Source organism: Achromobacter sp. T5-5, from assembly GCF_055397965.1.
Window position 1 is genome coordinate 2,541,963 of record NZ_AP027919.1, and the last position, 24,246, is coordinate 2,566,208.

At 63.5% G+C, this 24,246-nt stretch carries 28 protein-coding genes and 3 tRNA genes; 12 read left to right on the top strand and 19 right to left on the bottom strand.

Annotation, left to right across the window (positions count from 1 at the left end; genetic code table 11):
- Positions 1-10 precede the first annotated feature (10 nt).
- The 5 genes from ACZ50Q_RS11420 to dapC all read right to left on the bottom strand — a co-directional run bounded on the left by ACZ50Q_RS11420 (position 11) and on the right by dapC (position 6,122).
- Positions 11-1,942: an ABC-F family ATP-binding cassette domain-containing protein gene (locus tag ACZ50Q_RS11420; protein WP_092580294.1), complete on the bottom strand. Its 1,932-nt coding sequence runs from the start codon at positions 1,940-1,942 to the stop codon at positions 11-13.
- A complete protein-coding gene (gene prmB, locus ACZ50Q_RS11425; protein WP_464081552.1) occupies positions 1,939-2,835 on the bottom strand; it encodes a 50S ribosomal protein L3 N(5)-glutamine methyltransferase in 897 nt (298 codons plus the stop codon). Before prmB ends, ACZ50Q_RS11420 begins: the two co-directional genes overlap by 4 nt.
- 105 nt (positions 2,836-2,940) lie before the next feature.
- The gene (gene dapE / locus ACZ50Q_RS11430; RefSeq protein WP_464081553.1) at positions 2,941-4,080 is read right to left on the bottom strand and encodes a succinyl-diaminopimelate desuccinylase; all 1,140 of its coding nucleotides are present in this window, start codon (positions 4,078-4,080) and stop codon (positions 2,941-2,943) included.
- The gene (dapD, locus tag ACZ50Q_RS11435) at positions 4,080-4,901 is read right to left on the bottom strand and encodes a 2,3,4,5-tetrahydropyridine-2,6-dicarboxylate N-succinyltransferase (RefSeq protein WP_076520373.1); all 822 of its coding nucleotides are present in this window, start codon (positions 4,899-4,901) and stop codon (positions 4,080-4,082) included. Before dapD ends, dapE begins: the two co-directional genes overlap by 1 nt.
- Positions 4,902-4,925: 24 nt before the next feature.
- Entirely contained in the window at positions 4,926-6,122 is a 1,197-nt protein-coding gene (gene dapC, locus ACZ50Q_RS11440) for a succinyldiaminopimelate transaminase (protein ID WP_464081554.1), read from the bottom strand.
- Positions 6,123-6,169: 47 nt separating this feature from the next.
- On the opposite strand from dapC, the gene ACZ50Q_RS11445 reads away from it, so the two are divergent.
- Positions 6,170-6,256 (top strand) — tRNA-Leu (locus ACZ50Q_RS11445).
- 32 nt (positions 6,257-6,288) lie between these two features.
- Here the strand turns inward: ACZ50Q_RS11445 and ACZ50Q_RS11450 are convergent.
- The 13 genes from ACZ50Q_RS11450 to ACZ50Q_RS11510 all read right to left on the bottom strand — a co-directional run bounded on the left by ACZ50Q_RS11450 (position 6,289) and on the right by ACZ50Q_RS11510 (position 18,435).
- Entirely contained in the window at positions 6,289-7,530 is a 1,242-nt protein-coding gene (locus tag ACZ50Q_RS11450) for an Arm DNA-binding domain-containing protein (protein WP_464081555.1), read from the bottom strand.
- 196 nt (positions 7,531-7,726) lie between these two features.
- On the bottom strand, positions 7,727-8,497 hold the full coding sequence (locus ACZ50Q_RS11455) for a hypothetical protein (RefSeq protein ID WP_464081556.1): 771 nt from the start codon (positions 8,495-8,497) through the stop codon (positions 7,727-7,729).
- Positions 8,494-10,506 (bottom strand): DNA cytosine methyltransferase, encoded by a 2,013-nt coding sequence (locus ACZ50Q_RS11460; protein WP_464081557.1) that lies wholly within the window; start codon positions 10,504-10,506, stop codon positions 8,494-8,496. The genes ACZ50Q_RS11455 and ACZ50Q_RS11460 overlap by 4 nt, the downstream gene beginning before the upstream one ends.
- The gene (locus tag ACZ50Q_RS11465) at positions 10,500-11,201 is read right to left on the bottom strand and encodes a hypothetical protein (protein WP_464081558.1); all 702 of its coding nucleotides are present in this window, start codon (positions 11,199-11,201) and stop codon (positions 10,500-10,502) included. Before ACZ50Q_RS11465 ends, ACZ50Q_RS11460 begins: the two co-directional genes overlap by 7 nt.
- Complete coding sequence (locus tag ACZ50Q_RS11470; RefSeq protein WP_464081559.1) at positions 11,198-12,199, bottom strand: ParB/RepB/Spo0J family partition protein; 1,002 nt, start codon at positions 12,197-12,199, stop codon at positions 11,198-11,200. The genes ACZ50Q_RS11465 and ACZ50Q_RS11470 overlap by 4 nt, the downstream gene beginning before the upstream one ends.
- Positions 12,200-12,499: 300 nt before the next feature.
- On the bottom strand, positions 12,500-13,396 hold the full coding sequence (locus ACZ50Q_RS11475; protein WP_464081560.1) for a recombination-associated protein RdgC: 897 nt from the start codon (positions 13,394-13,396) through the stop codon (positions 12,500-12,502).
- A 37-nt stretch (positions 13,397-13,433) separates the two neighbouring features.
- A complete protein-coding gene (locus tag ACZ50Q_RS11480) occupies positions 13,434-13,706 on the bottom strand; it encodes a hypothetical protein (protein ID WP_464081561.1) in 273 nt (90 codons plus the stop codon).
- A complete protein-coding gene (locus ACZ50Q_RS11485) occupies positions 13,703-13,936 on the bottom strand; it encodes a hypothetical protein (protein ID WP_464081562.1) in 234 nt (77 codons plus the stop codon). Before ACZ50Q_RS11485 ends, ACZ50Q_RS11480 begins: the two co-directional genes overlap by 4 nt.
- Entirely contained in the window at positions 13,933-14,058 is a 126-nt protein-coding gene (locus ACZ50Q_RS11490) for a hypothetical protein (protein WP_464081563.1), read from the bottom strand. Before ACZ50Q_RS11490 ends, ACZ50Q_RS11485 begins: the two co-directional genes overlap by 4 nt.
- A gap of 507 nt (positions 14,059-14,565) precedes the next feature.
- Positions 14,566-14,814 (bottom strand): hypothetical protein, encoded by a 249-nt coding sequence (locus ACZ50Q_RS11495; RefSeq protein WP_175137416.1) that lies wholly within the window; start codon positions 14,812-14,814, stop codon positions 14,566-14,568.
- 21 nt (positions 14,815-14,835) lie between these two features.
- Positions 14,836-15,543, bottom strand: coding sequence for a hypothetical protein (locus ACZ50Q_RS11500; RefSeq protein WP_464081564.1), 708 nt, complete (start codon positions 15,541-15,543; stop codon positions 14,836-14,838).
- A gap of 647 nt (positions 15,544-16,190) precedes the next feature.
- Entirely contained in the window at positions 16,191-17,204 is a 1,014-nt protein-coding gene (locus tag ACZ50Q_RS11505; protein ID WP_464081565.1) for a hypothetical protein, read from the bottom strand.
- A gap of 127 nt (positions 17,205-17,331) precedes the next feature.
- The gene (locus tag ACZ50Q_RS11510; RefSeq protein WP_464081566.1) at positions 17,332-18,435 is read right to left on the bottom strand and encodes a S24 family peptidase; all 1,104 of its coding nucleotides are present in this window, start codon (positions 18,433-18,435) and stop codon (positions 17,332-17,334) included.
- A gap of 96 nt (positions 18,436-18,531) precedes the next feature.
- Here ACZ50Q_RS11510 and ACZ50Q_RS11515 point away from each other — a divergent pair, with 96 nt between their 5' ends.
- Positions 18,532-18,732, top strand: a complete 201-nt coding sequence (locus ACZ50Q_RS11515) for a hypothetical protein (protein WP_142054242.1) — start codon at positions 18,532-18,534, stop codon at positions 18,730-18,732.
- A gap of 154 nt (positions 18,733-18,886) precedes the next feature.
- Here ACZ50Q_RS11515 and ACZ50Q_RS11520 read toward each other — a convergent pair whose 3' ends face one another.
- Complete coding sequence (locus tag ACZ50Q_RS11520) at positions 18,887-19,108, bottom strand: hypothetical protein (RefSeq protein ID WP_105240807.1); 222 nt, start codon at positions 19,106-19,108, stop codon at positions 18,887-18,889.
- A gap of 256 nt (positions 19,109-19,364) precedes the next feature.
- Between ACZ50Q_RS11520 and ACZ50Q_RS11525 the strand changes: the two genes are divergently transcribed.
- The 10 genes from ACZ50Q_RS11525 to ACZ50Q_RS11570 all read left to right on the top strand — a co-directional run bounded on the left by ACZ50Q_RS11525 (position 19,365) and on the right by ACZ50Q_RS11570 (position 24,246).
- Complete coding sequence (locus ACZ50Q_RS11525; protein ID WP_464081567.1) at positions 19,365-19,808, top strand: phage regulatory CII family protein; 444 nt, start codon at positions 19,365-19,367, stop codon at positions 19,806-19,808.
- Between the two features lie 294 nt (positions 19,809-20,102).
- Positions 20,103-20,408, top strand: coding sequence for a hypothetical protein (locus ACZ50Q_RS11530; RefSeq protein ID WP_464081568.1), 306 nt, complete (start codon positions 20,103-20,105; stop codon positions 20,406-20,408).
- Positions 20,399-20,875, top strand: coding sequence for a nuclease domain-containing protein (locus ACZ50Q_RS11535; protein ID WP_464081569.1), 477 nt, complete (start codon positions 20,399-20,401; stop codon positions 20,873-20,875). Before ACZ50Q_RS11530 ends, ACZ50Q_RS11535 begins: the two co-directional genes overlap by 10 nt.
- On the top strand, positions 20,872-21,702 hold the full coding sequence (locus ACZ50Q_RS11540) for a YdaU family protein (protein WP_464081570.1): 831 nt from the start codon (positions 20,872-20,874) through the stop codon (positions 21,700-21,702). The genes ACZ50Q_RS11535 and ACZ50Q_RS11540 overlap by 4 nt, the downstream gene beginning before the upstream one ends.
- Positions 21,686-22,390, top strand: a complete 705-nt coding sequence (locus ACZ50Q_RS11545; RefSeq protein WP_464081571.1) for a hypothetical protein — start codon at positions 21,686-21,688, stop codon at positions 22,388-22,390. The genes ACZ50Q_RS11540 and ACZ50Q_RS11545 overlap by 17 nt, the downstream gene beginning before the upstream one ends.
- Positions 22,387-22,809: a putative PDDEXK endonuclease gene (locus ACZ50Q_RS11550; protein ID WP_464081572.1), complete on the top strand. Its 423-nt coding sequence runs from the start codon at positions 22,387-22,389 to the stop codon at positions 22,807-22,809. The genes ACZ50Q_RS11545 and ACZ50Q_RS11550 overlap by 4 nt, the downstream gene beginning before the upstream one ends.
- Positions 22,809-23,492, top strand: coding sequence for a hypothetical protein (locus tag ACZ50Q_RS11555; RefSeq protein WP_464081573.1), 684 nt, complete (start codon positions 22,809-22,811; stop codon positions 23,490-23,492). The genes ACZ50Q_RS11550 and ACZ50Q_RS11555 overlap by 1 nt, the downstream gene beginning before the upstream one ends.
- Positions 23,493-23,704: 212 nt before the next feature.
- Positions 23,705-24,013 (top strand): four-helix bundle copper-binding protein, encoded by a 309-nt coding sequence (locus tag ACZ50Q_RS11560; protein WP_464081983.1) that lies wholly within the window; start codon positions 23,705-23,707, stop codon positions 24,011-24,013.
- Positions 24,014-24,076: 63 nt separating this feature from the next.
- Positions 24,077-24,149: transfer RNA gene (locus ACZ50Q_RS11565), tRNA-Gly, on the top strand.
- 3 nt (positions 24,150-24,152) lie between these two features.
- Positions 24,153-24,246 (top strand) — tRNA-OTHER (locus ACZ50Q_RS11570).

Genomic DNA, 24,246 nt, shown 5'->3' on the forward strand with positions numbered 1-24,246 from the left:
GCCGTCCCGATCAGGCTTCGCTCTGGTCTATCTCTTCCAGCGAGCCCTGCAGCTCCAGCCACTGCTCTTCCAGTTCCCCCATCCGCTTGCCGTGTTCGCCATGGTCCGACATGACCTTCTGGCGTTCGGCGCGGCGCGCGTCTGAATACAGGTCGGGATCGGCAATGATGGCATCCAGGGCGTGCAGTTTGGCGCGCAGCTTTTCCATTTCGGATTCCACCTTGGCCAGCTTGGATTCCAGGGGCTTGCGAAGGGCGGACAGGCGCTGCCGCTGCTCGGCTTCCGCGCGCCGTTGCGCCTTGCGGTCGACGACGGGCTCGCTGCCGTCGGCGCTTTCGCGCGCTTCCGCGCGCTCATCGGCATTGCGCGCCGCCAGCCAGTCCCGGTAGTCCTCCAGGTCGCCGTCGAACTCGCGCACCGCGCCGTCCGCCACGATCCAGAAGCTGTCCACGGTCGTGCGCAACAGGTGGCGGTCGTGCGACACCAGCAGCATGCTGCCGCCGAAATCGGCCAGCGCCGTGGCCAGCGCCTCGCGCGTTTCCACGTCCAGGTGGTTGCTGGGTTCATCCAGCAGCAGCAGGTTGGGCTTTTGCCAGACGATGAGCGACAGCGCGAGCCGCGCCTTTTCGCCGCCGGACATGGGGCCGACCTTGCTGGTCACCGTATCGCCCGAGAATCCGAATCCCCCGAGGTAATTGCGCAGTTCCTGTTCGCGCGCCTCGGGCGCCAGGCGGGCCAGGTGCGCGATCGGCGTGCTGTCCACGTCCAGCATGTCGAGCTGGTGCTGGTGGAAATAGCCGATCGCCAGGCCCCGCGACGCGCGGCGCTCGCCCGCCTGCACCGGCAGTTCTTCGGCCAGTGTCTTGATCAGCGTGCTCTTGCCGGCCCCGTTGGCGCCCAGCACGCCGACGCGGCTGCCCGCGCGCACCATCAGGGTCACGTCGCGCAGGATGGGCACGGCGTTGCCCTCGGCGTCCGTGTAGCCCGCCGACAGGTGTTCGAGCGTCAGCAGGGGGTCGGGCACCTGTTCGGGCGACGGGATGCGGATGTCGATGCCGGCTTCGGCCTGCAGCGGCGCCAGCACCTGCATGCGCGCCAGCGCCTTGACGCGGCTTTGCGCCTGCTTGGCCTTGGAGGCCTTGGCCTTGAAACGGTCGATGAAGCCTTGCAGCCGGGCCGTTTCGCGCGTCTGGCGTTCGTAGGCGATATTCGATTGGCGCAGGCGCTCGGCGCGCTGCGTCAGGAAGTCGCCGTAGCCGCCCCGATAGCGCGTCAGCTTGGCATGGTCAAAGTGCAGGATGGACCGCGCGACGGCGTCCAGGAATTCGGTGTCGTGCGAGATCAGCATGACGGTGCCTTCATAGGCCGCCAGCCATTTCTCCAACCACAGCATCGCGTCCAGATCCAGGTGGTTGGTGGGCTCGTCCAGCAGCAGCAGTTCGGACGGGGCCATCAACGCGCGGGCCAGCGCGAGGCGCATGCGCCACCCGCCGGAAAAGCTCTCGACCGGCTGCGTCCATTCCGCGGGCTTGAAGCCCAGGCCGGCAAGCAGCTGCTCGGCGCGCGAGGGCGCGCTCCAGGCGCCTGCCTCGACCAGCGCGGATTCCACCTCGGCGATCTGCGTGCCCTGATCGTCCGACAGCGCGGCACGCTGCGCCTGCAGCGCGCGCAGATGCGTGTCGCCGTCGATGACGAATTCGCGGGCAGGGCGGTCGTCGGCATGCAGTTCCTGCTCGACGCTGGCAATGCGCCAGCCGGCGGGCAGCGACAGCGTGCCGGCGTCCGGGTCCAGCGAGCCGGTCAGCAGCGCGAACAGCGAGGACTTGCCCGCGCCATTCTTGCCCACGATCCCCACCCGTTCACCCGGGTTCACGACGAATTCGGCGCCGTCCAGCAGCACCTTCGTGCCGCGGCGCAGGGTCAGTCCAGTAGCGCGTATCACAGGGTCAATTGCTCGCGGGTCAGCAGCAGAAGCTGGTCCGAGGCTTCCTCGGTGTCCAGCCATACCGGCGAAAGCTGCGGGAAGGCAGCCTCGAAGAAATCCCGTTCATGGCCGATTTCCAGCACCAGCACGCCGTTTGGCGTCAGGTATTGCGGCGCCGCGGCCAGGATGCGGCGCACGAGATCCATGCCATCCTCGCCGCCGGCCAGGGCCAGTTGGGGCTCGTGCAGGTATTCCTGCGGCAGCACGTCCATGGAGCCGCTGTTCACGTACGGCGGATTGCAGACAATCACGTCGTACTGGCACGCGGGAAGGCTGTCGAACAGGTTGCTTTCGTGCAGGTCCAGCCGGTCGGCCAGACCATAATCGTCCACGTTGCGGCGCGCCACCTCCAGCGCGTCCGCCGAGACGTCCACGGCATCCACGTGCGCATAGGGGAAGGCCAGCGCCGACAGGATCGCCAGGCAGCCCGAGCCGGTGCACATGTCGAGCACGTTTTCCACGGCCAGTGCGTCCTGCACCCAGGGCGACAAGCCTGTGTCCAACAGTTCCGCAATCGGCGAGCGCGGCACGATCACGCGCTTGTCCACATAGAACCGGTGGCCGCGCAGCCAGGCTTCGTTCGTCAGGTAGGCGGCGGGAACGCGCTCGGTCACGCGCCGGTCCAGCAGGTCCAGCACGCGCTCGCGTTCTTCGCGGACCACGCGGGCGTCCAGGAAGGGATCCAGCGTGTCCAGCGGCAGGTGCAGCGCGTGCAGGGTCAGGTAGACCGCCTCGTCCCAGGCATTGTCGCTGCCGTGCCCGAGCGCCACCTGGGCGCCGTTCAGGCGCGAGACGCCGTAGCGGATCAGGTCGCGCACGGTCTGCAGTTCTTCGCGGGAGGTTGGATTCATATCAGGCATTCGGATCACCGCCCCAGGGGGTAACGGAAAAGCGCCCCCTGGAAAAGGGGGCTGAAAGCGCGCGCGGCGGGCGTTTTCGTCCCGCCGGCGCAGGCATCATGCGGGCAGCAGCAGGTTTTCCAGCGTGCGCCGATAGATGTTTTTGAGCGGGTCCAGCGAAGCGACTTCGATGCGCTCGTTGACCTTGTGGATCGTGGCGTTGCCGGGACCGAATTCGATGACCTGCGGGCAGATCTTGGCGATGAACCGGCCATCGGACGTGCCGCCGGTGGTCGAGAGTTCGGCGGTGACGCCGGTTTCGGCGTGGATCGCCTTCACCAAGGCGTCGGTCAGCGAACCGCGCGGCGTCAGGAAGGGCTCGCCGCCCAATTCCCAGTCCAGTTCATACTCCAGACCGTGCTTGTCCAGCACCGCGTGCACGCGCTGCTTCAGGCTATCCGGCGTGCTTGCCGTCGAAAAGCGGAAGTTGAACAGCGCCACGGCCTCGCCGGGCACCACGTTCGTGGCGCCCGTGCCCGCATTCAGGTTCGACACCTGGAACGTGGTGGGCGGGAAGTACTCGTTGCCCTGGTCCCATTCGATGGCGACGATCTCTGCCAGCGCCGGCGCCAACTGGTGCACCGGGTTGCGCGCCAGGTGGGGGTACGCCACGTGGCCCTGGATGCCCTTGACCGTGAGCTTGCCCGACAAGGAGCCGCGGCGGCCGTTCTTGCACGTGTCGCCCAGCACCTCGCCGGAGGTCGGCTCGCCGACGATGCAGTAGTCGAGCTGTTCGCCGCGCGCCTTCAGCGCGTCGCAGACGATGGCGGTGCCGTCGATGGACGGGCCTTCCTCGTCGGACGTGATCAGCAGGGCGATCGAACCGCCATGCTGCGGATGGGCCGCCACGAATTCCTCGGCCGCCACCACGAAGGCGGCGATCGAGCTTTTCATGTCTGCCGCTCCACGGCCGTACAGCCAGCCGTCGACCTCGGTGGGAACGAACGGGTCACTGTTCCACTTCTCTCGCGGGCCGGGAGGCACCACGTCGGTGTGGCCCGCGAAAACCGTCAGCGGCGCGGCGCTTCCGCGCCGGGCCCACAGGTTGGTCACGCCGCCCTGCGCGATGGTCTCGCACGTAAAGCCTATGCGGTCGAGCCGGGCGGCAATCGCCGCCTGGCAGTCTTCATCCGCCGGCGTCACCGAGGGACGGGCGATCAGGTCCTTGACCAGATCCAGTACGGCCGAATTGCTCATCAAGCCCTCAGCAGGTCGTTGATGCTGGTCTTGGCGCGGGTCTGCGCATCGACACGCTTGACGATGACGGCGCAGGCCAGGCTGTGCGTGCCGTCGGCGGACGGCAGCGAGCCAGGAACGACGACCGAACCCGACGGCACGCGGCCGTAGGTGATCTTGCCCGTGGCGCGGTCATAGATCTTGGTGCTTTGCGACAGGAACACGCCCATGGCCAGCACCGAGTTCTCTTCCACGACCACGCCTTCCACGACTTCCGAGCGCGCGCCGATGAAGCAGTTGTCTTCGATGATGGTGGGGTTGGCCTGCAGCGGCTCCAGCACGCCGCCGATGCCCACGCCGCCCGACAGGTGGACGTTCTTGCCGATCTGGGCGCACGAGCCGACGGTGGCCCAGGTGTCGACCATGGTGCCTTCATCGACGTAGGCGCCGATGTTCACGTAGGAGGGCATCAGCACCACGTTGCGGGCGATGTACGCGCCGCGGCGGGCCACGGCCGGCGGCACCACGCGGTAGCCGCCCTGCTTGAAAGCGTTGTCGCCGAATTCCGAGAACTTGAGCGGTACCTTGTCGTAGAACTGCAGCGGCGCCTGGCCCATGATGGCGTTGTCGTTCAGGCGGAACGACAGCAGCACGGCCTTCTTGATCCACTGGTGCACGACCCAGTCGTCATTGATTTTCTCGGCCACGCGCAGGCGGCCCAGATCCAGCCCGGCGATGGTTTGTTCAACCGCTTCGCGCACTTCCGCGCTGGCGTCGGTGGGCGACAGGTTGCCCCGGTTTTCCCAGGCTTGTTCAATGGTGGTCTGGAGGTCGAGAGTCATAGCGGCTCAGCTTTTAAAGGTTGATCAAACAGAAGTATGTACAAAATGGGCGATGCGCTCGGCCGCCTGCACGCAGTCGGCCAGAGGCGCCACCAGCGCGATGCGGATGCGGCCCTGGCCCGGATTCACGCCGTGTGCTTCCCGCGCCAGGAAACTTCCCGGCAGCACGGTAACACCGGTGCGGCCAAAAAGGTCGCGCACGAAGGCCGTATCCGAACCGGGCGTCGCCGCCCAAAGATAGAACGAGGCCTGCGGCCGCGACACATCCAGCACCTTCTGCAGGATGGGCACGACCGCGTCGAATTTTTCACGGTACTGGCGGCGGTTTTCTTTCACATGCGCCTCGTCCGTCCAGGCCGCGACGCTTGCCGCGGACACCAGCGGGCTCATCGCACTGCCATGATACGTTCGATACAGCAGGAAGCGGCCGATCAGCGCCGCATCGCCCGCGACAAAGCCCGATCGCAGGCCGGGGACGTTGGAGCGCTTGGACAGGCTCGAAAACGCCACGAGGTTGCGGTAGTCGTCGCGGCCCAACCGGCGGGCCGCCTGCAGGCCGCCCAACGGGGGATCGCCCTCGTCCAGGTAGATTTCGGAATAGCACTCGTCCGACGCGATCACGAAGCCATGACGGTCGGACAGCTCGAACAGCATCTCCCATTCGTCCAGCGACATGACGTTGCCCGCCGGATTGCCCGGGGAACACACGAACACCAGGCGCGTCTTCTTCCAGACCTCGTCCGGCACCTGGTTCCAGTCGCTGCCGAAATTTCGCACCGGATCGGCGTTGACGAAGTAGGGCGTGGCGCCCGCCAGCAGCGTGGCGCCCTCGTAAATCTGATAAAACGGATTGGGGCAGATCACCACCGAGCCGGCCGACGGATCGATGACGGTCTGGGTGAAGGCAAACAGCGCCTCGCGCGAGCCCAGCGCGGGCAGCACCTGCGTCTCGGCGTCAGGCGCCGGGATGCTGTAGCGGCGCGCCAGCCACTCCGAGATCGCCCGGCGCAGGGCAGGGTCGCCCTTGGTGGACGGATAGACGGACAGGCCCGCGAGACTGTCGCGGATGGCCTGCGCCACGCGCTCGGGCGCGGCATGTTTGGGCTCGCCGATCGACAGATTGATGGGCGTAAGACCGTCCGGTTGCGAACTGGCAGAAGCCAGCAAAGCCCGCAATTTTTCGAACGGGTAGGGGTGTAGGGCATCGAGGCGCGGATTCATGACGCAAGATTTTAACAAGCAAGCTACAATAGCGGGCTTGGCCTATTGCGAAGGTGGCGAAATTGGTAGACGCACCAGGTTTAGGTCCTGACGCCGTAACAGGTGTAGGGGTTCGAGTCCCCTCCTTCGCACCACCAAACCCCAATAAAATCAATCGCTTAGGTTTTTAGCCTGTCATTGTTTTGGGGCTTTTTGGGGCTGTTTTGGCTACGGAATGACGGCTTAATGCCAGCTTTTCGCCAAACAGATCGACCGCCTTGCCGCCGGCATCTGGATCCGCAGACGGCATCCACTTTCCGTAAACGCGGATGATCATGGCCCAGTCCTTGTGCCCCATCTGCTGTGCCACCCACATGGGGTGTTCGCCCGCTGAAAGCATCATACTGGCGAACGTGTGGCGCATTTGGTAAGGGCGGCGATATCGAACGCCAGCGCGCTTAAGAGCCGTGGCCCAAATCTTCTGGACTGCCTGGCTGCTTGACCATCGTTCGCCTGTTCCTGGATTACGGAACAGCTCCCCGTGGGGCTCGGATCCGACCCATGTGTGGGATTTCTGGTCATTAATCGCCTGAAGTGCTGGCGCCAGCAGCTTCACTTCTCGCCTGCTAGATTTCGTTTTCGGCAGCTCAGCAACGCCTTTCGCCGCTCGGGTGATCGCCTTGCGCACCAGGATGACGCCGCGGGAAAAGTCGATATCGGACCAGTTTAAAGCGATCTGTTCGCTTGGCCGCAGGCCTGTCCACAACGCGACCACCGCATAGTTCCGCGTTTGGTCAGGCAGGCGCGCAAGGATGGCGGCTTGCTCGTCAGGAGTGAAAGGGTCTACCTCATCGTCGTCGCCATCATCCACCGGTTGTTCCTGACGGCTGTAGTGACGTCCTCGCATGCAATTCTCGTCCAACACCTCGTCTTCAACCGCGTCGTTCAGTGCGGAGCGCAAGCAACTCTGGATGTTGGATAGGCGCTTGTTGCTGACCGGCTTGTCGCCGCCGAGGCCTGCCAGCCATGCCTTGATCGCCGACCATTTGAGTTCGCTCAGCATCGCAGAGCCGAATTGGGGAATCAGTAGCCCGTCAACGATGCTTCGATAGCCCTGATATGTGCTGGATTTCAGGGTGGGCCTTCGTGCATCCAGCCACCCGTCCAGATACTTTTCGACCGAAAGCACCTGCGCCGGGCTTTCTGCGTACTGGCCCGCACGCTGACTGTTTGGAAAGGTGGCGGCGTAGTCGAAAACTCCTGTCGCTATCGCATGCAGGATGGCGCCGCGGTGTTGTTCGGCCCGCTTCAGGTTAGCGGGAGTGGGCTTGAGCGGGATACGCTCACGGCACCGCCGACCTTTGTACTGAAACGTGATTTCGATGCTGCTTTCCGAGGCGGCTTTAACACCCCGTCCGTCTCTACCCATTTTTCATATCCTTCCATGTCGATGAGGATTCGGCCGTCTGGGGCTTCAACCCATTCGAGTCCTTCCCGCCAAATGCCGTCGCGCTTTTTGGAGCGGATCGCATCGGGAGAGTATCCGGTAAGCTCGGCCGCCTTTTCAATGGTCACAAACCTTGCCATTGGTGCTCCTTTAATGACGCATTCGACGCGATAATGCTTCATTCATGATGCGATCCCTTCGGATGTTTCGCGCACGGCGGGCGCAGGGGGTCGTCGCCGCTGGGGCAGGAGCATTGCGCCTCGCTGGCCTGGGGCGCGGCATCAAGCAGCGCGAACAGGGCCTCGGCGGCACTGCGCACTTCGTCGCGGTAGGCGATGTTGTGCTCTGCCATGGCCCGCGCGTTACCGAAGCGCTGAATCGCTTCGCGCAGCACTTGGCGGTCCCTGGTCGACGCCTCCCTGGCTACACGGGAGCTTGCCAGAGCGGCAGCCAATTGGTCCCGCCAAGCATCGTCATCATTGCCAGGCTCGTTCTCGAAAATGAAGCGTTCCAGCGCCGTCAACGATTCGCCGCGCGAAGCCTTGGCCGAAATCTGCGCCCATTCCGGCAGCTCATCGGCTACAGGGGCGCTTGCCTGAAGTGCCGCCGGGCTGAGAAACAGCGTGTGCTTGCCCGGCCCGAGTGCGCCGAGGTTATGCCACTGGCGGATAAGCAGGTTTTGGCTTCCGCTGATCGGCTCCAGGTCTATCCAAAAGGCAGGTTGCGCGTTCGGCACAGCGGCCGCGCGTAGCTTGGACAGCGCCTTGTGCGCTTCGTACATGAGCAGCGTCACGGAGTCTTCGCCACCGTGCAGGCCAATCCACTGGTTGAGCCGCGCGATGACGGCCTCCGGGCTTTGGTAACCGTGCCGCTGGGTCACGGCATTGACGTATTCATCGCTCAGCTGGTTCGTGTTTGCCACCGGGGCGACTGGCGTGTGGTTGGTCATGCTGCCTTCCTCAAAAGAAGTTCGTGCGGCGCGTTAGCCTGGATCAGAGCAACGGCCGGCGGTGGGCTTACGCTGTTGCCGACCATGTGCACCTGCTGGGATTTCGTGAACACGCGGCCGTCGTGGCCGTGCGTGATGATGTATTCGGGAGGGAAACCCTGCAGGTCGTACAGTTCGGCCGGCGTAAGCATGCGCAGGCGGATATCCACGATGACGTAAGGCGTGCCTTGGATGTGGACGGTGACGAGCGCCAGGCGGTCGCGGGTGGTAAGCGTGCTGGCCGGTTCGCGCAGGTCGCCCCACTGGCCGCCCTCTCCGTAGTAGCGCATCAGGAACGCCGCGACCTGGAGCGCGCCGGCCTCGTCTTCGGGGGCCAGGTCGTACTGCACCAGGCCGAAGCGCGCAGCGCCCGCCAGGACGGTCTGCGCCGGCTCGCGCATGTCCGATCCGATGACGTTCTGGCTCATCGCAGTCAGGTGCGCGGAAACTAGGCCATGATGGCCTCCCGTCGTGATCGTCGGTGCCGAAGCGTTCAACCGTCGTCCGGCGTGTCCGCTGGTATTCGTCACGAGGTGCGCCGTGATCAGCTGCTGCTGACTGCCGCTGTTCGTGATGGTCGACGCTGCCCGGCGCACGTCGTGGGCCGGTGTGGCGTTGTACCCGCCGTTCGCCTGGACCATGAACGCCGTCGCGGCAGAGAAGCCCCCATTGCTTGCGGTCAGCGTACCCACAGGGTCCGCCGGGTCGTTGCATCCATAGGACCAGCGTCGCGCGCCGGGCTTGCCCTCGCCGTGCCCAGCCTGGACGAGGTAGCCAGACGCCAGGGCGTGCTTGATGCCGCCCGCCGTGACGGTGCCCAACGGCTGCTGCAGATCCAGCGAGCGGGGCGCCTGGCCTTCGCGCTCGCCGTAGCCGGCTTGGATCAGCACCGGGGTGGATAGCATGAACTCGCCGCGGTGGGCTGCGGTAATCGTCTTGGCCGGCTCACCCAGATCGTAAACGCGGTCCGCGCCGTGATGCGTCGCCGGTACGAGCGCGGGCGCCACTACAGCATGCGCGCCACCACGGGGCTTTGCGGTAATGGTGCTGATTGGCTGCCGCGCGGAATGCGACCCATCGCGGCTCCAGTTGGCGATGGGCACGATAAACGGGTCTGCGCTATCCAACACGTACCGCTTCATGCCGCGCGCGATGCGGCGCATTGTGGCGTCCGCAAGCGGCTTCTTTCGGCCGAAGATCGTCTTGCCCTCGATGCTCCAGTCGATGCCGTCAGCGGCCGGGCGCCAGCCGCGCTGACCCTTGGAAGGCTTCTTGTGGTGCGTGGCCTGCGGCCAGGTGATCGGCAGGCCGTCCCGGCGCGCCATCATGAAAAGGCGCGTGCGCGTCGTGCCGGCGCCGTAGTCTGCAGCATTCAGCTCACGCCATTCGACGATGTAGCCCATGCCGCGCAGTATCGCCACCAGGCGGTGCCAGTGCTTGCCCTGTTGCTTGGGATCGGGGACCAGGTATTGCTGCTCAACGGGTACGCGCTCGCCCGGAGCGGCAACCGTGCCATCCAGCTTCACAACGCGGCGCGTGGCAGGATCGCGCTTCGCAATCAGCCGGCCCCACTTCAGGATCTGGACCACATTCTCCAGGCTGATGATGTCTGGCGTGACGGTCCCGGCCCAGCGCACGGTGACCCATGCGAGCGCGCGGATGTTCTTGCGGCGTGGCTGCCCGCCTTTGGCTTGGCTGTGGTCGGTGCAGTCCGGCGACAGGTGCAGCCAGCCCACCGGCATGCCGTCTGTAGCTTGGCGCGGGCAGACTTCCCACACGTCGGCGATGTAGTGCCGGGCCTGCGGGTGGTTCACCTCGTGCATGCTCAGTGCGTCGGGGTTGTGGTTGATGGCGATGTGGACGTGCTGGCCGGTGGCCTGCTCGTAGGCGGTAGACCAGCCACCGCCGCCGGCGAAGATATCAACGACGATCTTGGTGCCCAGGCCGAGGACAAATTGAGGCGTTAGCATGCTGCGGTTTCTCCGGTTTGCTGGGCGGCAATGGCAGCGCGGTCCAGGCGCTCGATTTCGGCCAGGATTAGGGCGCCGGCCTTCACCAGATTTCGGCGGGCATCACTCGGCTTCCACCATTTCCTTGCCCAGGGCCAAGTCTCGATGTATGGGATGTGCAGCGCGTCGCCCTGGGCGCCGGCGGCCTGTAAAGCGGCGTGCTGGGCATAAGCGGCCGCAGCGGCGGCCATTTCCCCCGTGTCGTATCTATCGTCACGTCGAGGTGTCCATCCCTCCACCGAAATCTGTCGTTCGCGCTCAGCCAGCACGTCGCGGGAGGCGTTAGACAACGCCTCGAGGGCGGTGCGCGCCGGATGTCGGTACAGGGGGACTACGGGCCAATCTGATTTGGCGCGCTGTGGATAGCTGTGCTCGATCACCACGCTGAAGCGTCCATCGTTGTCAACGCGACCGAATTCGAATGCGTGGGGCTTGCTCAGATCCGGCTGACCGCTGGGGGCGGGGTGCGACGTTTCGGGCGTTCCCAGGGCGGCGCCCAGGAAACTGCGGAGGGGGGCGTCTGCGGCGTCGAGGGCGTCCCGATAGCGGTGGCGGTCTTCTGGGGTCATCTTGGCAACGATGTCATGGAGGACGCGGGTGGAGAGGGCGGCCAGGTCGACGTCGTCCAGATCGTCAATTTTGTCGGGGGCGTTCATGCGTGGGCATCCTCTGCGGTGGGGATTTCGGCCTGACCGGCTGCTGCAGCGGCTTCGGCCCGACGGCGCTGCTTTTCGGCTTGCTTGGCGCGGACGGTTTCGACGGCGCCGTGGGCCTGGAACAGATCGAGCAGAGCGGCGGCCGGGATGGTGATGGTTTCGGCAGCTACGCGGCCTTCCTGGATGTCCAGAAGGGTTGCTCGCTGGTTGGCGTCGAGGCCTAGCATGAACGTGTCCACGCCGCTGATGAGCGGGGACACGACCTTCCGGGGCAGTGCGCGGCCGTGGATGGTGCTGGGCGTCACGCGGGACTTGCCGGAGGCCTTCGCCTTTTCAAACTCGCCTTGCAGGAATGCGCCAGCACCCTCGCCATGCTTGGCAACGGCCTCAATGGCGGTGGACGCCTTGACTGCGCCGGATCGCACCAGGGCATGCACATCACTGTTGGCGTGGGCCAGCGCGATCATCTTGGCGACCCATTGAGGGGACACGTGTTCCAGGCGGCTGATGCGCTCGTTATCCCACTTGAACCCGGCCAGCTTGGCATAGCCGAAGGCGGTTTCCAGCGGGGTAAGGTGTCGGCCCTGGGCGCTGCTGATAACCCGAGCGGTGCGGTCGGCGTCGTTGCCGACGAAGGCCGTGATGTCGATCCAGACAACGCCGTCCTCATCCTGCAGAGGCGCACCGGCGGCGATGGCACGGCCGATCTGCGCGTGGCGGCGGTGCCCGTCCACGATCCACACACCGGCCTGGGGCCGGGGGCGGACTTCGAGCGGCGGGATCTTGCCACCCGCCATGATGTGTTGAAACAGCGCCTCGTCGTCAGCCTCGGCCTGTTCGCGCTCTTCGCCGTCCAATAGTTCGATAGGGGTGCGCAGGTTGAAACCGGGTTCGACGTGCAGATCCTCATACCGGACCTGCATGGCGTGGGCGCGCTTGATTTCCTTGGAGAGGATCTTCTGCCGGAAGGATACGGGTGCTGTGGAATGATCGGACATGGGAAATCCTCAGTGCAGTACGATTTAGGAGTCGACTGCAGATGGGGTTGTGATGGACAAGGAATTCGTTTACCAGGGGTGCCGTGTTTTTGTCCGAGTGCGTGAGATCTCCGGGGAGATGCTGGCTTTCAGGACCGGGATGTGGCGGGCAAACGTGACCGTGCAGCGTGAAGGCGAAGACTGGGCAGATGTGGGTAACGGGGCCCCTTTCGGGGATCCCGACGCGGCTTATTGGGACGGTGAGGGGAGGGGAAAGGCGTTTGTCGATGCTCTACCTCCTGCCACGGAGCCCAGGCCAACCTAGATCCGGTTTTCTCCACCAAGTGCGTCAACGAGTTCATCCATCATCTTGGCCAGCTCGCCGGTCATAAGAAGCATGTCGGAATCGAACTTCTCGTCGTCGTTCTGCGCGTAGTCCGCTCCTTCCTTCAGCACATCGAGGGGCGAGACGCGACGGATATCCAGGCCTTCGGTAAGCACGAACGAAACGCGGTCGGCCCAGGTCATGGCCAGGCGGGTGCACTGCTTGCCCGACTGGATGTGACGGCGCACGTCATCGGCATCGATGGAGTGCTTGACGTAGCGGATCGCCGCGCCGCTTTCGCCGGACGAGCGCAGTTCGGTGTCCTGGTCGATGGTGAAGTTGGTCGGGGCCTCGTCTTCGGCCAACCAGCCGGTCATGGCCGAGGCGGGCGATTGGGCCACGTACAGATTTTCCAGCGGCAAGGGGTCGACCGTCTTCGCCAGCATCCCGATCACTTCATCCGCCTTGGACGATGAGGCGGTGTCGATAACCAGCCAGCGATTCACCGGGTCTATCCAAACGCGGGTATCGCGGTAGACGCTGAAGGCGCGCGGCAGGAGCTCGTCCGTGACGCGTTCCTTGATTTCCTTCATCTGCTTGCGGCCGGGCTTGTACCCCTGCTGCTCCTCGATTTCCTCGGCCCGCGCCCTGGCGACCTGAGCAATCACGGAGGGCGGCAACAGCTTCTTCTCGGCGCGCAGGCTGAGCAGGAATCGGCCGGCCACAGGGTGAGCGAGTTCGCCGCCTTCTCGGGGGGGGATCCAGCCGAGGGATTGCGTTTCGAGGTTGTTGCCGGGCTGGAAGGCGTGAGCCTCAAGGCCCGCTTTCAGCTTCTCGGCGTATTCGGAAAGGGGAGCGGACAGGCGGTAAATCTTCAGATTTCTGAACCACATAGATGCGACCTTCGATTGGGTTTGAGTGGGGCTGCGGCTACTTGCGCTTCGGCCGGACGGGTATGGGGCGGTGGACAGGAACGGCAGGGCAGCGACCGCTCCAAATGTTGCTGATGGTCTGCGCAGAAACGCCGTAGCAATCGCCCAGCTCCTTCGCAGTAAGGCGGCCCTTCGCGCCCTTGATGAACGCAACTTCCTCGGGGCGCATGGCTTCGCGCTTCGGCGTGGCCCAGCGCAACCGGCGGCGGGGCGCCGGGACCGACGGCGTCCAGCCGGTGCGATCCCTCAGAATGAAGTCGATCCCGTTCATGTGACCGCCCGCAGCAACCAGCCCAGGACCGCCGGGCCGAAGAGGAAGAACGCGGCCAGCGCCAGGCTGGCGGGCCAGGCCCACAGCGGGATATCCGCGTCGTCGTTCCAGTTGCCCTTGCCGGCGTGGTCGCGGGGAGCGATCAGGGCGCCCAGCTTGCGGGCCGCCTGCTTGATCGTGATGGGGTGACGGTGGCGCACCGGGGGCGCGCTTGCGCTGATGGTGTTCATGTCGGGGTCCAGGGATCTGCCGCGGCGTGGCGGCGGGAGAGGTAGTCGCCGAGCGGTGCCAGCACCAGCCGCGCGAACGCGAGCAGGCCCAGGCCCCAGGCGAGGGTTTCAGTCAAGGGCATGGGGATCTGCGCAGATTTGCGCGGCTGTGTTATGGGGTGCCGGTTACGTGTTCCGGCGCCAGTTGGCTTCTGACCGTCTCGTGGGCCTATCCGCGGCTCGCCAAGCCCAACCATAAAGGCGCGGAGGCAATGTGCTTTATCACTCGTCTGCCAGCGAGTCGCGTACACCTGGCGGGTTTGTTGCCGCCAGGGGAGGGCGCAATGTGTCCAGCCCCTCTTCTGGTTCTTCAGCTTCGGAGAGCGGGCCGGTAGCCCGGGTAGATCCTGAAAGTCACTTTCTGCGCCGGTGACGTTGCGGCGCCGGCCCGCTCTCCGAAGCCGCCCCTGGTGCGGGGCTGGCGTGCTGCTACTTGCTGATGTTGCTGCCGAAGTTGAAAACGTCGATCAGTTCTTCGATGAAGCGTACAAGTGCTTCGAGCATGGCATTGCTCCGTGGATTGGTATGGGCATGGTGTCCAGGCAACAGCGCCTGCCGATACCCCGCACGCGGGGCATGAGCCGGGACTGTCAGGCTTCGTCGTGCGTGCCGCGTTGAAACTGTCCGGGCGTCCATCCGTCCCAGAGATCGCTCTGCGGTCGGTACGTTTCCATCGCCACGTAGCACTCGGGGTGCATACGCTCGGATGTGATTTCGCCCTCGCTGATGTAGCTGCGCGCTTGCGCCCGCTCACCTGCTTCGATGCGTTCGGCGCACCAGCCGCAAGAATGCGGCTTGCGCGTCTGTACTTCTTTGTTCGACAGTTCGCGGTAGTCCACGTCATTTCCTCATTGCTGGGGTCAGTCGTCGTGCTGCTCGGCAGCTGCGTACTGCACGGCATCCGGGTCCATGTCCAGTTCCAGGCGGGTGCGGCCGACGTACATGGACATGAGCATTGCGTCGAAATAGCTGATGACGTCCGGCCGGCTCGCCGGTGTGATCTGTTGGTCGCCGAGTCGCAAGGCATAGACGCTGCCGTCCTTTTGAAACGCGAGGTGGTACTTCGCGCTGTACTTTCCCCCGTCAAGTCCGTAGCCCTTGCCGGGCTTTTCGTTTTCGTCCAGGTACAGCCAGCCACCGCCGGAACTCGATCTTTCGAAGAGGGCGTAAAAAGCCTTCCGCTCATCGGAATACAGCATGCCTTCGCGTGCGGCGGTCATCAGCTCCGACATCTTGACGACGGGAGGCACTTCCGGAAGGGCGGCTTTCGCAGCTTCGGCGAGGGCTGCACACACAGCTTCCGAGTTTTGCCCGTGGACCGCCGATTGAAGCGCCGTGTTCAGCACATGCTGGAATTTCGCCACGTCATCGAGACGGAGCCCGTGAGGCATCGCCTCGACCAACTGCGCTTCAACGGCCTCTCTGAACTTGCTGCGATAGCCCGTTGCGTCCTTGATGGCGCTGGTGATTGCTTCGGTGATGTGCTTGTCCAGAATGGGCTGGAGCTTTTCAGGAGCGACAGCCTGGGCGACGGCTGCTTCCAGGTCGATATTGACTTTCAGTTCCATAGGATTCCTTTGCGAGGGCATGCGCTGGATGGGGGAGTGCTTCGGTAAGCGCTGACTCGCAGCGCTGGCCGAAACCCGCTTTTCAGCGGAATCGGAAGAGGCCGGGGTTATCGTCGCCACGCCCGGCTGGGCGTTGCCTGGCTGTGGAAGCCCAAGCACACAGGGTCCGGGGGCGCGCTGGCGCCTGGCCGGTTGTCCTGTTTCGCCCGTCCTCCCTCGCGGGGGCGGGCGGCCTCGGTTGTTAAAGAGCGGTGCTCGCCTTCCCCATCCGACTTCGTGGCGGTACGTCTCCCTCTTAAGGCGATGCCCTGACTGCTGGCTGAGGGTCCGTGGGGGTCTTCTGCTCACCGGTTAGTGACGCGCTGACATCATTAAACACCATGTTTATTTGTTTGGTCAACGCCGTGTTTAATTCTGGACGCAAAAAAGCCCGCGCGAGGCGGGCGGTTGAGGGGAAGGCTTAGTAGGCTGGTGTGGCCCAGAGGGCCAGTAGCACCACTAAGAGCGGGATCAAAATTCGAATCATTGACTGCTCCTGTGCCTAGGTTTTTGGATGACCTAGTACATGGATAGTCATGATCAATTAGAGATAGTCAGGCAACAAAAAAGCCACCCGGGGGTGGCTAATGGTTTCGAATTCAGTTCGGCTATCTCGCGACGACGGCCACATCAGCTTTTGCGTCGAGAATCGACTCGACCCAAGCATGCTTTACCTTGTCGCCGACCACTCTTTTCTGTACGCCAAGCTCAATTGGAGCGCCAGTTTCTACTGCGACCCAGAATCGTCGCAATTGCTCCGGGGTGAACGAATCGGTGTCGGCCAAGTCCATGATTACCGACAGTTCGCCCGCTTCATTCGTCAGCAAGAACCGAGCGACATCTGACCCGACGGCCCGCTTGAATCCGGTGATTCGGAATTCTCCTGAGATGCCCACGGATTCTGGCGATTCGCGATCGGCGCGTTGGGTTATTTCGTTGATCTGAGTTCGGTCAAACTTGGCTTGGCCTATCCGAATTTCGTCTGCATCTGCGGCATTCTTAACCACCGCTTTGGCGCCTTCGGCGCTTGCGTCCCTAAAGCGGCTGAGGGTCGGGTTATTAGCCGCGAGTGCAAGAATCAATTCTGCTTGCTCGCTGTTTCGGCGAACGTCGGCTTCTATTCGTGCTTTTTCTATTTCTAGTCGTTGCGCATCCACCTGAAGTTGCTTGGCAGCGACTTCGGTTTTAGTTCGGTAGTCGAAGTACTGATTCGAGAGGCTGGTCGCGCCCCAGGTTGTCGCAATGATGAGCCCAATCTTCACGACGAGTTTGGCTTTTTCCTCGCTTGTCATACCGGCCATGGCATTGGAAAGAGTCTCCAGGAACTTGTCGATTGGGGCTGTTAGCCAAGAAGAACCTTCTTCGACCTTGAAAACCAAAGTGTACTGTTCGAGCTCTTGCTTGGGAATACGGCGCATGTCGTCCACCCCGTACTTCGCAAAAGCGACTGCGCGATAGAGTTCCTGTTGTAGCTCCCACAAACCGCGCGCCAGATTTCCCGGGACAGTGCCGTGGTAATTTTTGCCGGTGATTTTTATATCTAGAGCTGCCCAGTCACCTGCGATTTCTACGCCCTCGAATTTTGGCGCTCCATCTCCAGCTTGCTGGACTACGAATGCCAAGGCGTCTTCTATTGACTGAAGTTTCAACAAGGTTCTCTACCTAAAGGGGAGTCGATTTCCTGACGCACGCAGGATGATCTTGCGTGCAGCTAAATGGGAGTGCAAAGGGTGAAAAGGGGATGCTGTATCACGACCGCACCCACTGCCCCGCCTCATCGTCGCGCAGCTTAGCTCCGGCCCAGACGACCTGGCCCAGCACGCGGACAGGGTGGCCGTTTTCCAGCGGTATGTCGTAGTAGGCTGGGTTGAACGAGCGCGCAACCCAACGGCCAGTGAGCTTGTCTCTGACGACAGTCTTCACCAGCATCTTGCCGTCGTAATTAATGGCGTAGACGCCGCCGGTCGCAACGTCCTGCAGCGTCAGATTCTCGTTGGGAACGACGAGCAGGGCCGCGCCGTCACGAATGACCGGCTCCATGCTGTCGCCTTTCGCATACACCACACGTGCCTTTCCGTTGTCGGCGCCCACCGCCTTGAGGAATGAGCGGCGGAACTGGATCATGCCGGTCTGGTCTTCGCTGTGGTTCTCGATGCCGTCGCCCGCAGCCAGGCGCACCTCAGCCAGCTCCGGCACTTTCTCGAATCGGTCATTGGCAGCGTGCGGCTCGCCCGGTCCGGCGTTCGCCGTCACGCCTGTTTGCGTGCTGATCCTGATCTTCGGATTGCGCTCGGCCTGGAACGTGGTGTGGCCGCCTTCCCACGGAGCAGGCGGCAGGCCCGCAATGCGCATAGGGAAGGGGTCATCAGCATGGTCCATATCGACTAGGCCGCCGGGCTTGTGAGCCCGCAAAGGAATGACGTTGTTCACGGCGGACGCGGGCGGCGGCGACACCTGGATCCCAAGCTTCATCTGGGCGATCGCAAGCGCAATGGCCCCCTCGAGCGCATTGAGCTGCGACTCGGGCAATGCCCGCAACTGGTCCTCGGGGATCGTGCGGAAGGGCCACGGCTGCGCCTTCGCCGGTTCAGGCTCGGCCGATGCCTTGGCGGGCGCGGACGTCGTGAACATTGCGCCTTCGCCAGTCATCACCCAGGTGGCATTGACTCCCAGGACGTTTTGGGCAGCCAACATCCCTTCCTTCGATGGACCGCGGCGCTCCCAATTGTTGACGTTCTGCTGGGCGACGTTCAACAGCCGCGCCAGATTCGCTTGCTCTGGGCCGCTCACCAGCATCCCCGAGGCTCGGGCAGCCTCGTAGATCCTCGCCATCTGTTCGTGCATTTGCTTCATAGGGCGATTGTTGCCGGGATAAACGCGTTGTTGATACACATCGTGTTGACCCAACAATTAAACATGGTGTTTAATTGGGCGCATATGGAGAAACGAATGGAACAACTTCATCGGGACGCGGCGCGGATAGATGCCTTTGGCGGACCCACAAAGGTTGCCGAGCGGCTCGGCATCGCTGAAGAGCCCGGCGCAGTCCAGCGCGTTAGCAACTGGAAGCGTCGAGGCATCCCGTCGAGCGTCCTGCTGGCGCATGAATGGTTGCGTGCCCCTGCGCCGGTGCAGCAGGAGGCGGCATGACATCAATGCACCGCCTCGGTTTGCGTTCGGCTGTCGCTCGACAGGAGCCCTCCAATGCATAGCCTCTACATCCGCTTCGTGCTGTGGCTGATTCGTGCCGCTGCTGAGCGCATTGCCGACGAGCGTATCGCCGCGGCAATGCAGCCTGGCGGCGCTATTTGGCGCAATCGATCAACTTCGACGCGAGTTGAGCGCGAGCGGATTCGATGATTTTTGCGAGCGTCATTTCCGATGCTTCGCGAAGAGGAATCGAGATCTGCGCCTTTCCGATGAAGTGGGGTGGAACAGCCGTGAAATCCGATTCGAGCATGAACTTCACGTCGACAAACTCCGAATCTTCGGTGGGCTGCACGATGGATACAAACTTCAAAGTCATGGTCGGCCCCCTCCTTACTGGGGCGGGTGTCTTGTGTGAGAGCAACCATTCTAAGGGGCTGACCACCCATTTTCAGGAGAGATCGCATGGATAGCGCGACGACGCCGGCCCAGCCGGCACCGCGGCCGGCGGCACCGGCAAAACCTAGCGACAAGGTCCAGATCGGGCCGTTGGACGTGTAGGGCGCAATTCGTTTTTCCATGCAGCGCATCGTAAGGCCGCTGCTCAGCAATAGATACGTTCAGGAAATTCACATATGAACATCACCACTGCGGCCGATCTGACGGTGCATGACTACAAGGGCGGCAGCGAAGCGTTGGGGGCGGTCATCGGCATGTCGCCGGCCGTGCTGCGCAACAAGGTCAACCCCAACAACACCACGCATCATCTGACGCTGGCCGAGGCCGACCGCATTGTGCGGATGACGGGGGATGTACGCATCCTGGCTGCCTTCGCGCACGGCAATGGCTATCTCCTGGTGAAGGCGCCTGACTCCTGCGGGGATAGCGACATCTCCGTGCTGGAGCAGGTGGCAAGCCTGATGGTCGCCCATGGGACGTTTGGCCGCGAGGTTTACGACGCGCTGGCCGACGGGGGCGTGGACCAGGAAGAGGTGGCGCGCGTCACTGCTGCTGGCCGTGTCGTCATGGAGGCCGTCGCCAATGTGGCGCGCCGGTTGAGCGGGATGGCGGAACAATGATGCAGCGCGGATCATCCGGTGTTCCCGTGAGGGCGCGCGCCGCGTCCACGGCGAGCAAGGGGGCGGCTTTGTCGCGTGCGGCTGCAATGATGTGCAACGGCGCGAAGTTTCAGCGGTGGGTTGTTAGCCGCGTGGGTGCCGCCCCCGATGGCGTGAGCCCGAGCCAGCACGCGGCGCAGTTCGTCCGAGACGCATGCGGAATCACCAGCCGCGCACAGCTGGACCACAACGCCCAAGCGGCTGCCTTGTTCCATGAGGCGGTGCGCAAGCCCTTCGTGAAGTGGAGCGGCATCTATGGCTGACTGCTTGCACATGTTCCGGGGCTACCGCGTGCCGCCTGAGACGGTGGAGCAAGTCAAGCAGGCCATCATCGACACCCGAGGGCGCGTGAACCTGGATGAGCTGCGGGCCATCGTGCAGCCTGCCATGAAGGCTGTTGACCCCTGGTCCAGCACGTCGCGAGCGGAAGCCGCCGCCTGCGCCGTCGATTCGTTCTTGTTCGACGCGGCGAGGGCCGGCCTGGTCAAGCGCCACGCGAACGCCTGGAAGTTCCCGGCCTGGTGGCGCGTGAAGGGGCAGGGAGGGGCGGAATGTCGCTGACGCGCAAGACTCTCCTCAAGCAACGGACACCGCTGAAGCGTGGCGCGCCGATGATGCGCGCGAAGCCCATGCCGCCACCGCGGGCCGCCATGAAGGCTCGCAAGAAGGGCAAGAAGCCGCCCAAGACCGTGTATCGCAACCAGGCGCTGCTGGACCTTGCCAAAGGCGAGGAATGCTTGCTGCGCGTGCCCCGGTACTGCCAGGGCGGCATGGATACCACGGTGGCCTGCCATTCCAACCTGCTGCGCGACGGCAAGGGGAAGGGGATCAAGGCGCACGACTGGGCCATTGCGTTCGGCTGCGGCCCTTGCCACTGGTTCATAGACCAATCGCCAGCACCGCTGGAACAGAAGCTCACCTATTTCATCCCCGGCTTGCGCCTTACGCGCTTGCGAATCCTTGCCATGGGCAAATGGCCCGAGGAAGCGGAGCGCGGATTTCAGGCGCTCTATGGAGTCACCGAATGAACTACTACAGCCACAACATCGGCGACTACGCCCAGGCCACGATGCACTTGAGCCTGGTGGAGGACGCCATATACAGCCGCCTGCTGCGCCGCTACTACGCGGAGGAACAGCCCATCAAGGACGATTTGCCGCTGATCTGCCGCTGGGTGGGGGCGCGCACTGAGGAAGAGCGTGCGGCAGTTCCGATGATCCTGCAGGAGTTCTTCGAGCTTGCGGACGGTGCTTGGCGCAATAAGCGGGCGGATAGCGAGATCGCCACGTATCAAGAGAAGGCAAAAACCAACCGGGTTAACGGAAAGGCAGGCGGAAGGCCGAAGAAGAAACCCAACGAAACCCAGTCGGTTTCCGGTGGGTTGCCAGAAGAAACCCAAGCGGATGCCACGGGAAACCCAGTCGGGGGCCAGGAGAAACCCAGTCGTAACCCTAACCAAGAACCAAGAACCAATAAATATTCCGTTCCTGACGGAACGGGCGGCACGCCGCCAGAGCCGCCTACGGCTGTGGAGCAGATTTTTGCCTTGGGCCTGCCGCTGCTGATCGCTGCTGGCCAGCCCGAGAAACAGGCCCGCTCGATGCTCGGCATGTTCCGCAAAAACCATGACGACGCGGACATCGTGCGAGCCATCCAGCAGTGCGTGGATGACCAGGCGATTGAGCCGGTTGGGTACCTGCAACGCGTCTTGCGCTCGGGGGCGGCACGGGCCGCACGTACTCCGAGTACGGCGCAGCGGCGAGCATCGTGGAACGAGGAAATGGGCGCGGCGGTCGGGTCGCCGGGCGCTGTCCGCGAAATCAACATGGGAGTGATCGATGCAACAACGCACTGACGCGCCGGAAGTGCGCACCCTGGGCGACATGGTGGTTTCCGAACTGCGCCTGCTCTACGGTGCCAAGTTCGCCCAGGCGTGGGAAGGCCTGACCCCGCGCGAGGTGAAAGACAGTTTCAACCAGAAGCTGGCGGGCTTCACAGAAGCGGAGGCCCGTGTCGGTTTGGTCGCGTGCCTGGGCCGTGACTGGCCGCCGACGCTGCCGGAGTTCATGCGCCTCTGCCGTCCCTGGATGGAGCCTGAGACGGCGTTCCATGAGGCCGTTGCCGGCGTGGCCGCCCGCAAGCGCGGCGAGATGGGAGCGTGGTCGCACCCGGCGATTTTCCATGCTGCCCGCGCTGTTGGATCGCACGACCTGCTGAACTGCGGCTATGCGGTCATGAAGCTGCGATGGGAGCGTGCGTTGCGGGACGAGTTCGCCCGGGGCCAGTGGGAGGACGTGCCGACGCCGGCCCCCGCCTTACCCGCTCCTGGTGGCACGCTTGCCACGCGCGAGGACGCAGCCAAGGCTATGGCGAAGATGGGGGCGGAGGGCATCGTAAATCAGACTGGCCGCGATCCGCGCCGCTGGGCAAAGCGCATCCTGGCCGAAGCGCAGAGGGAAGGCGGGCGTTTGCCATCCCCGGCGGTGCTGCGCATGGCCCAGGCTGCCATCAGTGCGCCGATGGACGCCGGGGGCGCGGCATGAGCGCGATGCAGCGGAACAAGGGCGCGGCCTTTGAGCGCAAGGTTGCCAACCTGCTGACTGACGCAACCGGCACGACCTGGCGCCGCCGAGTACGCAACCAGGCCGGCGATAGCGATGTGGTGGCCGATGAGCCTGCGTTTGCGCGGATCACCGTCGAATGTAAGCACGCCAATGTCCTGTGCCTTCCCGCCTGGTGGCGTCAGGCGGTGGAGCAGGCGGGGGCGGAGGGCGTGCCGGTCCTGATCTACAGACAGACGGGGGCGCGCGGCGAAACCGTGATGGTTGACGCGAACGACGTGAACCCGAAGATTTTTCCTATCCGGGGGCGGCACACCGTAACCCTCGGATGGGAAGCAGCAATGCAATGGATGCGGGAAATGCTGCCCGCGAAAGTGACTTATTCCCCGGGGATTATTTGATGACGACGATGACTATTTCGCGCCTGCCCTCAGTGCCGACCGTGGCGGCGAAGGCGGTGCCGCTCTTTTCCAGCGCCCATGCGGCGCTGACGTTCGCGCTGAACTATTCGATGCAGCAGTACGACAGGCCGCTTATGAACAAGGTTGCGTCGGGCGAACTGACGGCCGGGACGAATCCCGGGGGCGGAAAAGGGCTTTCGGGCCTGGACGGGGCAGGGCAGGCGGGCATGATCCGGGCGGAACTGGAGCGGCTCAGCCCGATTGAACAGGCAGTGCTCGTGGCGCACGCCGCACCGCCGCAAATCCCCTGCGGTTGCGGCATCGCGTGCTGCTCGGGCTGGAAGACCAATCCGGAATGGCAGGATGCGATGAGCGTGCTGACAACGGCGGCGGCTTCGGGGGCGCTGCCCGGCTGCGTGTCCAACGGCCGTCTGCGGTCGGCGCTGATCCAACGGCTATTCGGGGCGAAGGTAACGCTGGCTTCACTCGCCGAGCGGTACGAAGTGGACGAAAACACGGTAGGCGCGCACCACGCGAAGCTGAAGCGTTGGCTGTTCGGCGTGGCAGACAAGAAAAACAAGGATGACGCTATGGGTCTCCATCAGCAAGCTTACAGTGCGCTGACCATCAGGCTGAAGGCGTGCAGATGGATCGCCGAGACCGACGAGGCCGAAAAAATTTGACGGATAGGATTTTCTCCCCCAATATACGGCCCTAACAGATACGGTGTATTAGTCCGTTCAAAAGAACCCGCCACGCGAAAGCTGGCGGGTTTCGCATTTTTGGGGTTGGATTGCGGAATCCCCTTGTCGTCAGGAATGGTGTTTGCTGGCCGTGTATTGCCCACTGCGGGCCAACACAAGGAGGAATACCGATGAACGCCATGAATGCAGACATGAAAGGGTGTATAGACGCCTGCCTCGAGTGCTACCGAACATGCCTTCAGGAAGCGATGGGGCATTGCTTGGAAGCCGGCGGCGAACATGTGGAACCTATCCATTTTCGCCATATGCTGACGTGCGCCGAAATATGTCGCACGTCAGCACATACGATGCTGGTCGGTGCAGACAATCATCAAGATGTGTGCCGGGCGTGCGCTTCAATATGCAATGACTGCGCGGCGAGCTGCGACCAGATTGAAGGAATGGAAGCATGCGCAAGTATCTGCCGCGAATGCGCCCAGGCGTGCGAGAAGATGCTCTAAACACGACCCTCGCCCGGGGGGTTCATGCCCTGACCGTAAGCAGGTCAGGGCTTTTTTGCTTTTGCGGGCAGGCTCACGGCGAGCCGCCGGCCTTCCAAGCCGCGCAGCGAGGGTTCGATTCCCTCTGTCCGCTCCAGTTTGTGGCGTAGCTCAGGGGTAGAGCGCTTGGTGTGCAGAGTTAAACGAGAACGAAGCACACGATGAGGACGCTGGTTCAATTCCAGCCGCCGCAG

What these genes read in the sequence shown, in the direction of transcription:
- prmB (WP_464081552.1), bottom strand. Translation starts at nt 2,835, where the DNA reads ATGAATCCAACCTCCCGCGAAGAACTGCAGACCGTGCGCGACCTGATC.
- dapE (WP_464081553.1), bottom strand. Translation starts at nt 4,080, where the DNA reads ATGAGCAATTCGGCCGTACTGGATCTGGTCAAGGACCTGATCGCCCGT.
- dapD (WP_076520373.1), bottom strand. Translation starts at nt 4,901, where the DNA reads ATGACTCTCGACCTCCAGACCACCATTGAACAAGCCTGGGAAAACCGG.
- dapC (WP_464081554.1), bottom strand. Translation starts at nt 6,122, where the DNA reads ATGAATCCGCGCCTCGATGCCCTACACCCCTACCCGTTCGAAAAATTG.
- ACZ50Q_RS11450 (WP_464081555.1), bottom strand. Translation starts at nt 7,530, where the DNA reads ATGGGTAGAGACGGACGGGGTGTTAAAGCCGCCTCGGAAAGCAGCATC.
- ACZ50Q_RS11455 (WP_464081556.1), bottom strand. Translation starts at nt 8,497, where the DNA reads ATGACCAACCACACGCCAGTCGCCCCGGTGGCAAACACGAACCAGCTG.
- ACZ50Q_RS11460 (WP_464081557.1), bottom strand. Translation starts at nt 10,506, where the DNA reads ATGCTAACGCCTCAATTTGTCCTCGGCCTGGGCACCAAGATCGTCGTT.
- ACZ50Q_RS11465 (WP_464081558.1), bottom strand. Translation starts at nt 11,201, where the DNA reads ATGAACGCCCCCGACAAAATTGACGATCTGGACGACGTCGACCTGGCC.
- ACZ50Q_RS11470 (WP_464081559.1), bottom strand. Translation starts at nt 12,199, where the DNA reads ATGTCCGATCATTCCACAGCACCCGTATCCTTCCGGCAGAAGATCCTC.
- ACZ50Q_RS11475 (WP_464081560.1), bottom strand. Translation starts at nt 13,396, where the DNA reads ATGTGGTTCAGAAATCTGAAGATTTACCGCCTGTCCGCTCCCCTTTCC.
- ACZ50Q_RS11480 (WP_464081561.1), bottom strand. Translation starts at nt 13,706, where the DNA reads ATGAACGGGATCGACTTCATTCTGAGGGATCGCACCGGCTGGACGCCG.
- ACZ50Q_RS11485 (WP_464081562.1), bottom strand. Translation starts at nt 13,936, where the DNA reads ATGAACACCATCAGCGCAAGCGCGCCCCCGGTGCGCCACCGTCACCCC.
- ACZ50Q_RS11490 (WP_464081563.1), bottom strand. Translation starts at nt 14,058, where the DNA reads ATGCCCTTGACTGAAACCCTCGCCTGGGGCCTGGGCCTGCTCGCGTTC.
- ACZ50Q_RS11500 (WP_464081564.1), bottom strand. Translation starts at nt 15,543, where the DNA reads ATGGAACTGAAAGTCAATATCGACCTGGAAGCAGCCGTCGCCCAGGCT.
- ACZ50Q_RS11510 (WP_464081566.1), bottom strand. Translation starts at nt 18,435, where the DNA reads ATGAAGCAAATGCACGAACAGATGGCGAGGATCTACGAGGCTGCCCGA.
- ACZ50Q_RS11515 (WP_142054242.1), top strand. Translation starts at nt 18,532, where the DNA reads ATGGAACAACTTCATCGGGACGCGGCGCGGATAGATGCCTTTGGCGGA.
- ACZ50Q_RS11520 (WP_105240807.1), bottom strand. Translation starts at nt 19,108, where the DNA reads ATGACTTTGAAGTTTGTATCCATCGTGCAGCCCACCGAAGATTCGGAG.
- ACZ50Q_RS11525 (WP_464081567.1), top strand. Translation starts at nt 19,365, where the DNA reads ATGAACATCACCACTGCGGCCGATCTGACGGTGCATGACTACAAGGGC.
- ACZ50Q_RS11530 (WP_464081568.1), top strand. Translation starts at nt 20,103, where the DNA reads ATGGCTGACTGCTTGCACATGTTCCGGGGCTACCGCGTGCCGCCTGAG.
- ACZ50Q_RS11535 (WP_464081569.1), top strand. Translation starts at nt 20,399, where the DNA reads ATGTCGCTGACGCGCAAGACTCTCCTCAAGCAACGGACACCGCTGAAG.
- ACZ50Q_RS11540 (WP_464081570.1), top strand. Translation starts at nt 20,872, where the DNA reads ATGAACTACTACAGCCACAACATCGGCGACTACGCCCAGGCCACGATG.
- ACZ50Q_RS11545 (WP_464081571.1), top strand. Translation starts at nt 21,686, where the DNA reads ATGCAACAACGCACTGACGCGCCGGAAGTGCGCACCCTGGGCGACATG.
- ACZ50Q_RS11550 (WP_464081572.1), top strand. Translation starts at nt 22,387, where the DNA reads ATGAGCGCGATGCAGCGGAACAAGGGCGCGGCCTTTGAGCGCAAGGTT.
- ACZ50Q_RS11555 (WP_464081573.1), top strand. Translation starts at nt 22,809, where the DNA reads ATGACGACGATGACTATTTCGCGCCTGCCCTCAGTGCCGACCGTGGCG.
- ACZ50Q_RS11560 (WP_464081983.1), top strand. Translation starts at nt 23,705, where the DNA reads ATGAAAGGGTGTATAGACGCCTGCCTCGAGTGCTACCGAACATGCCTT.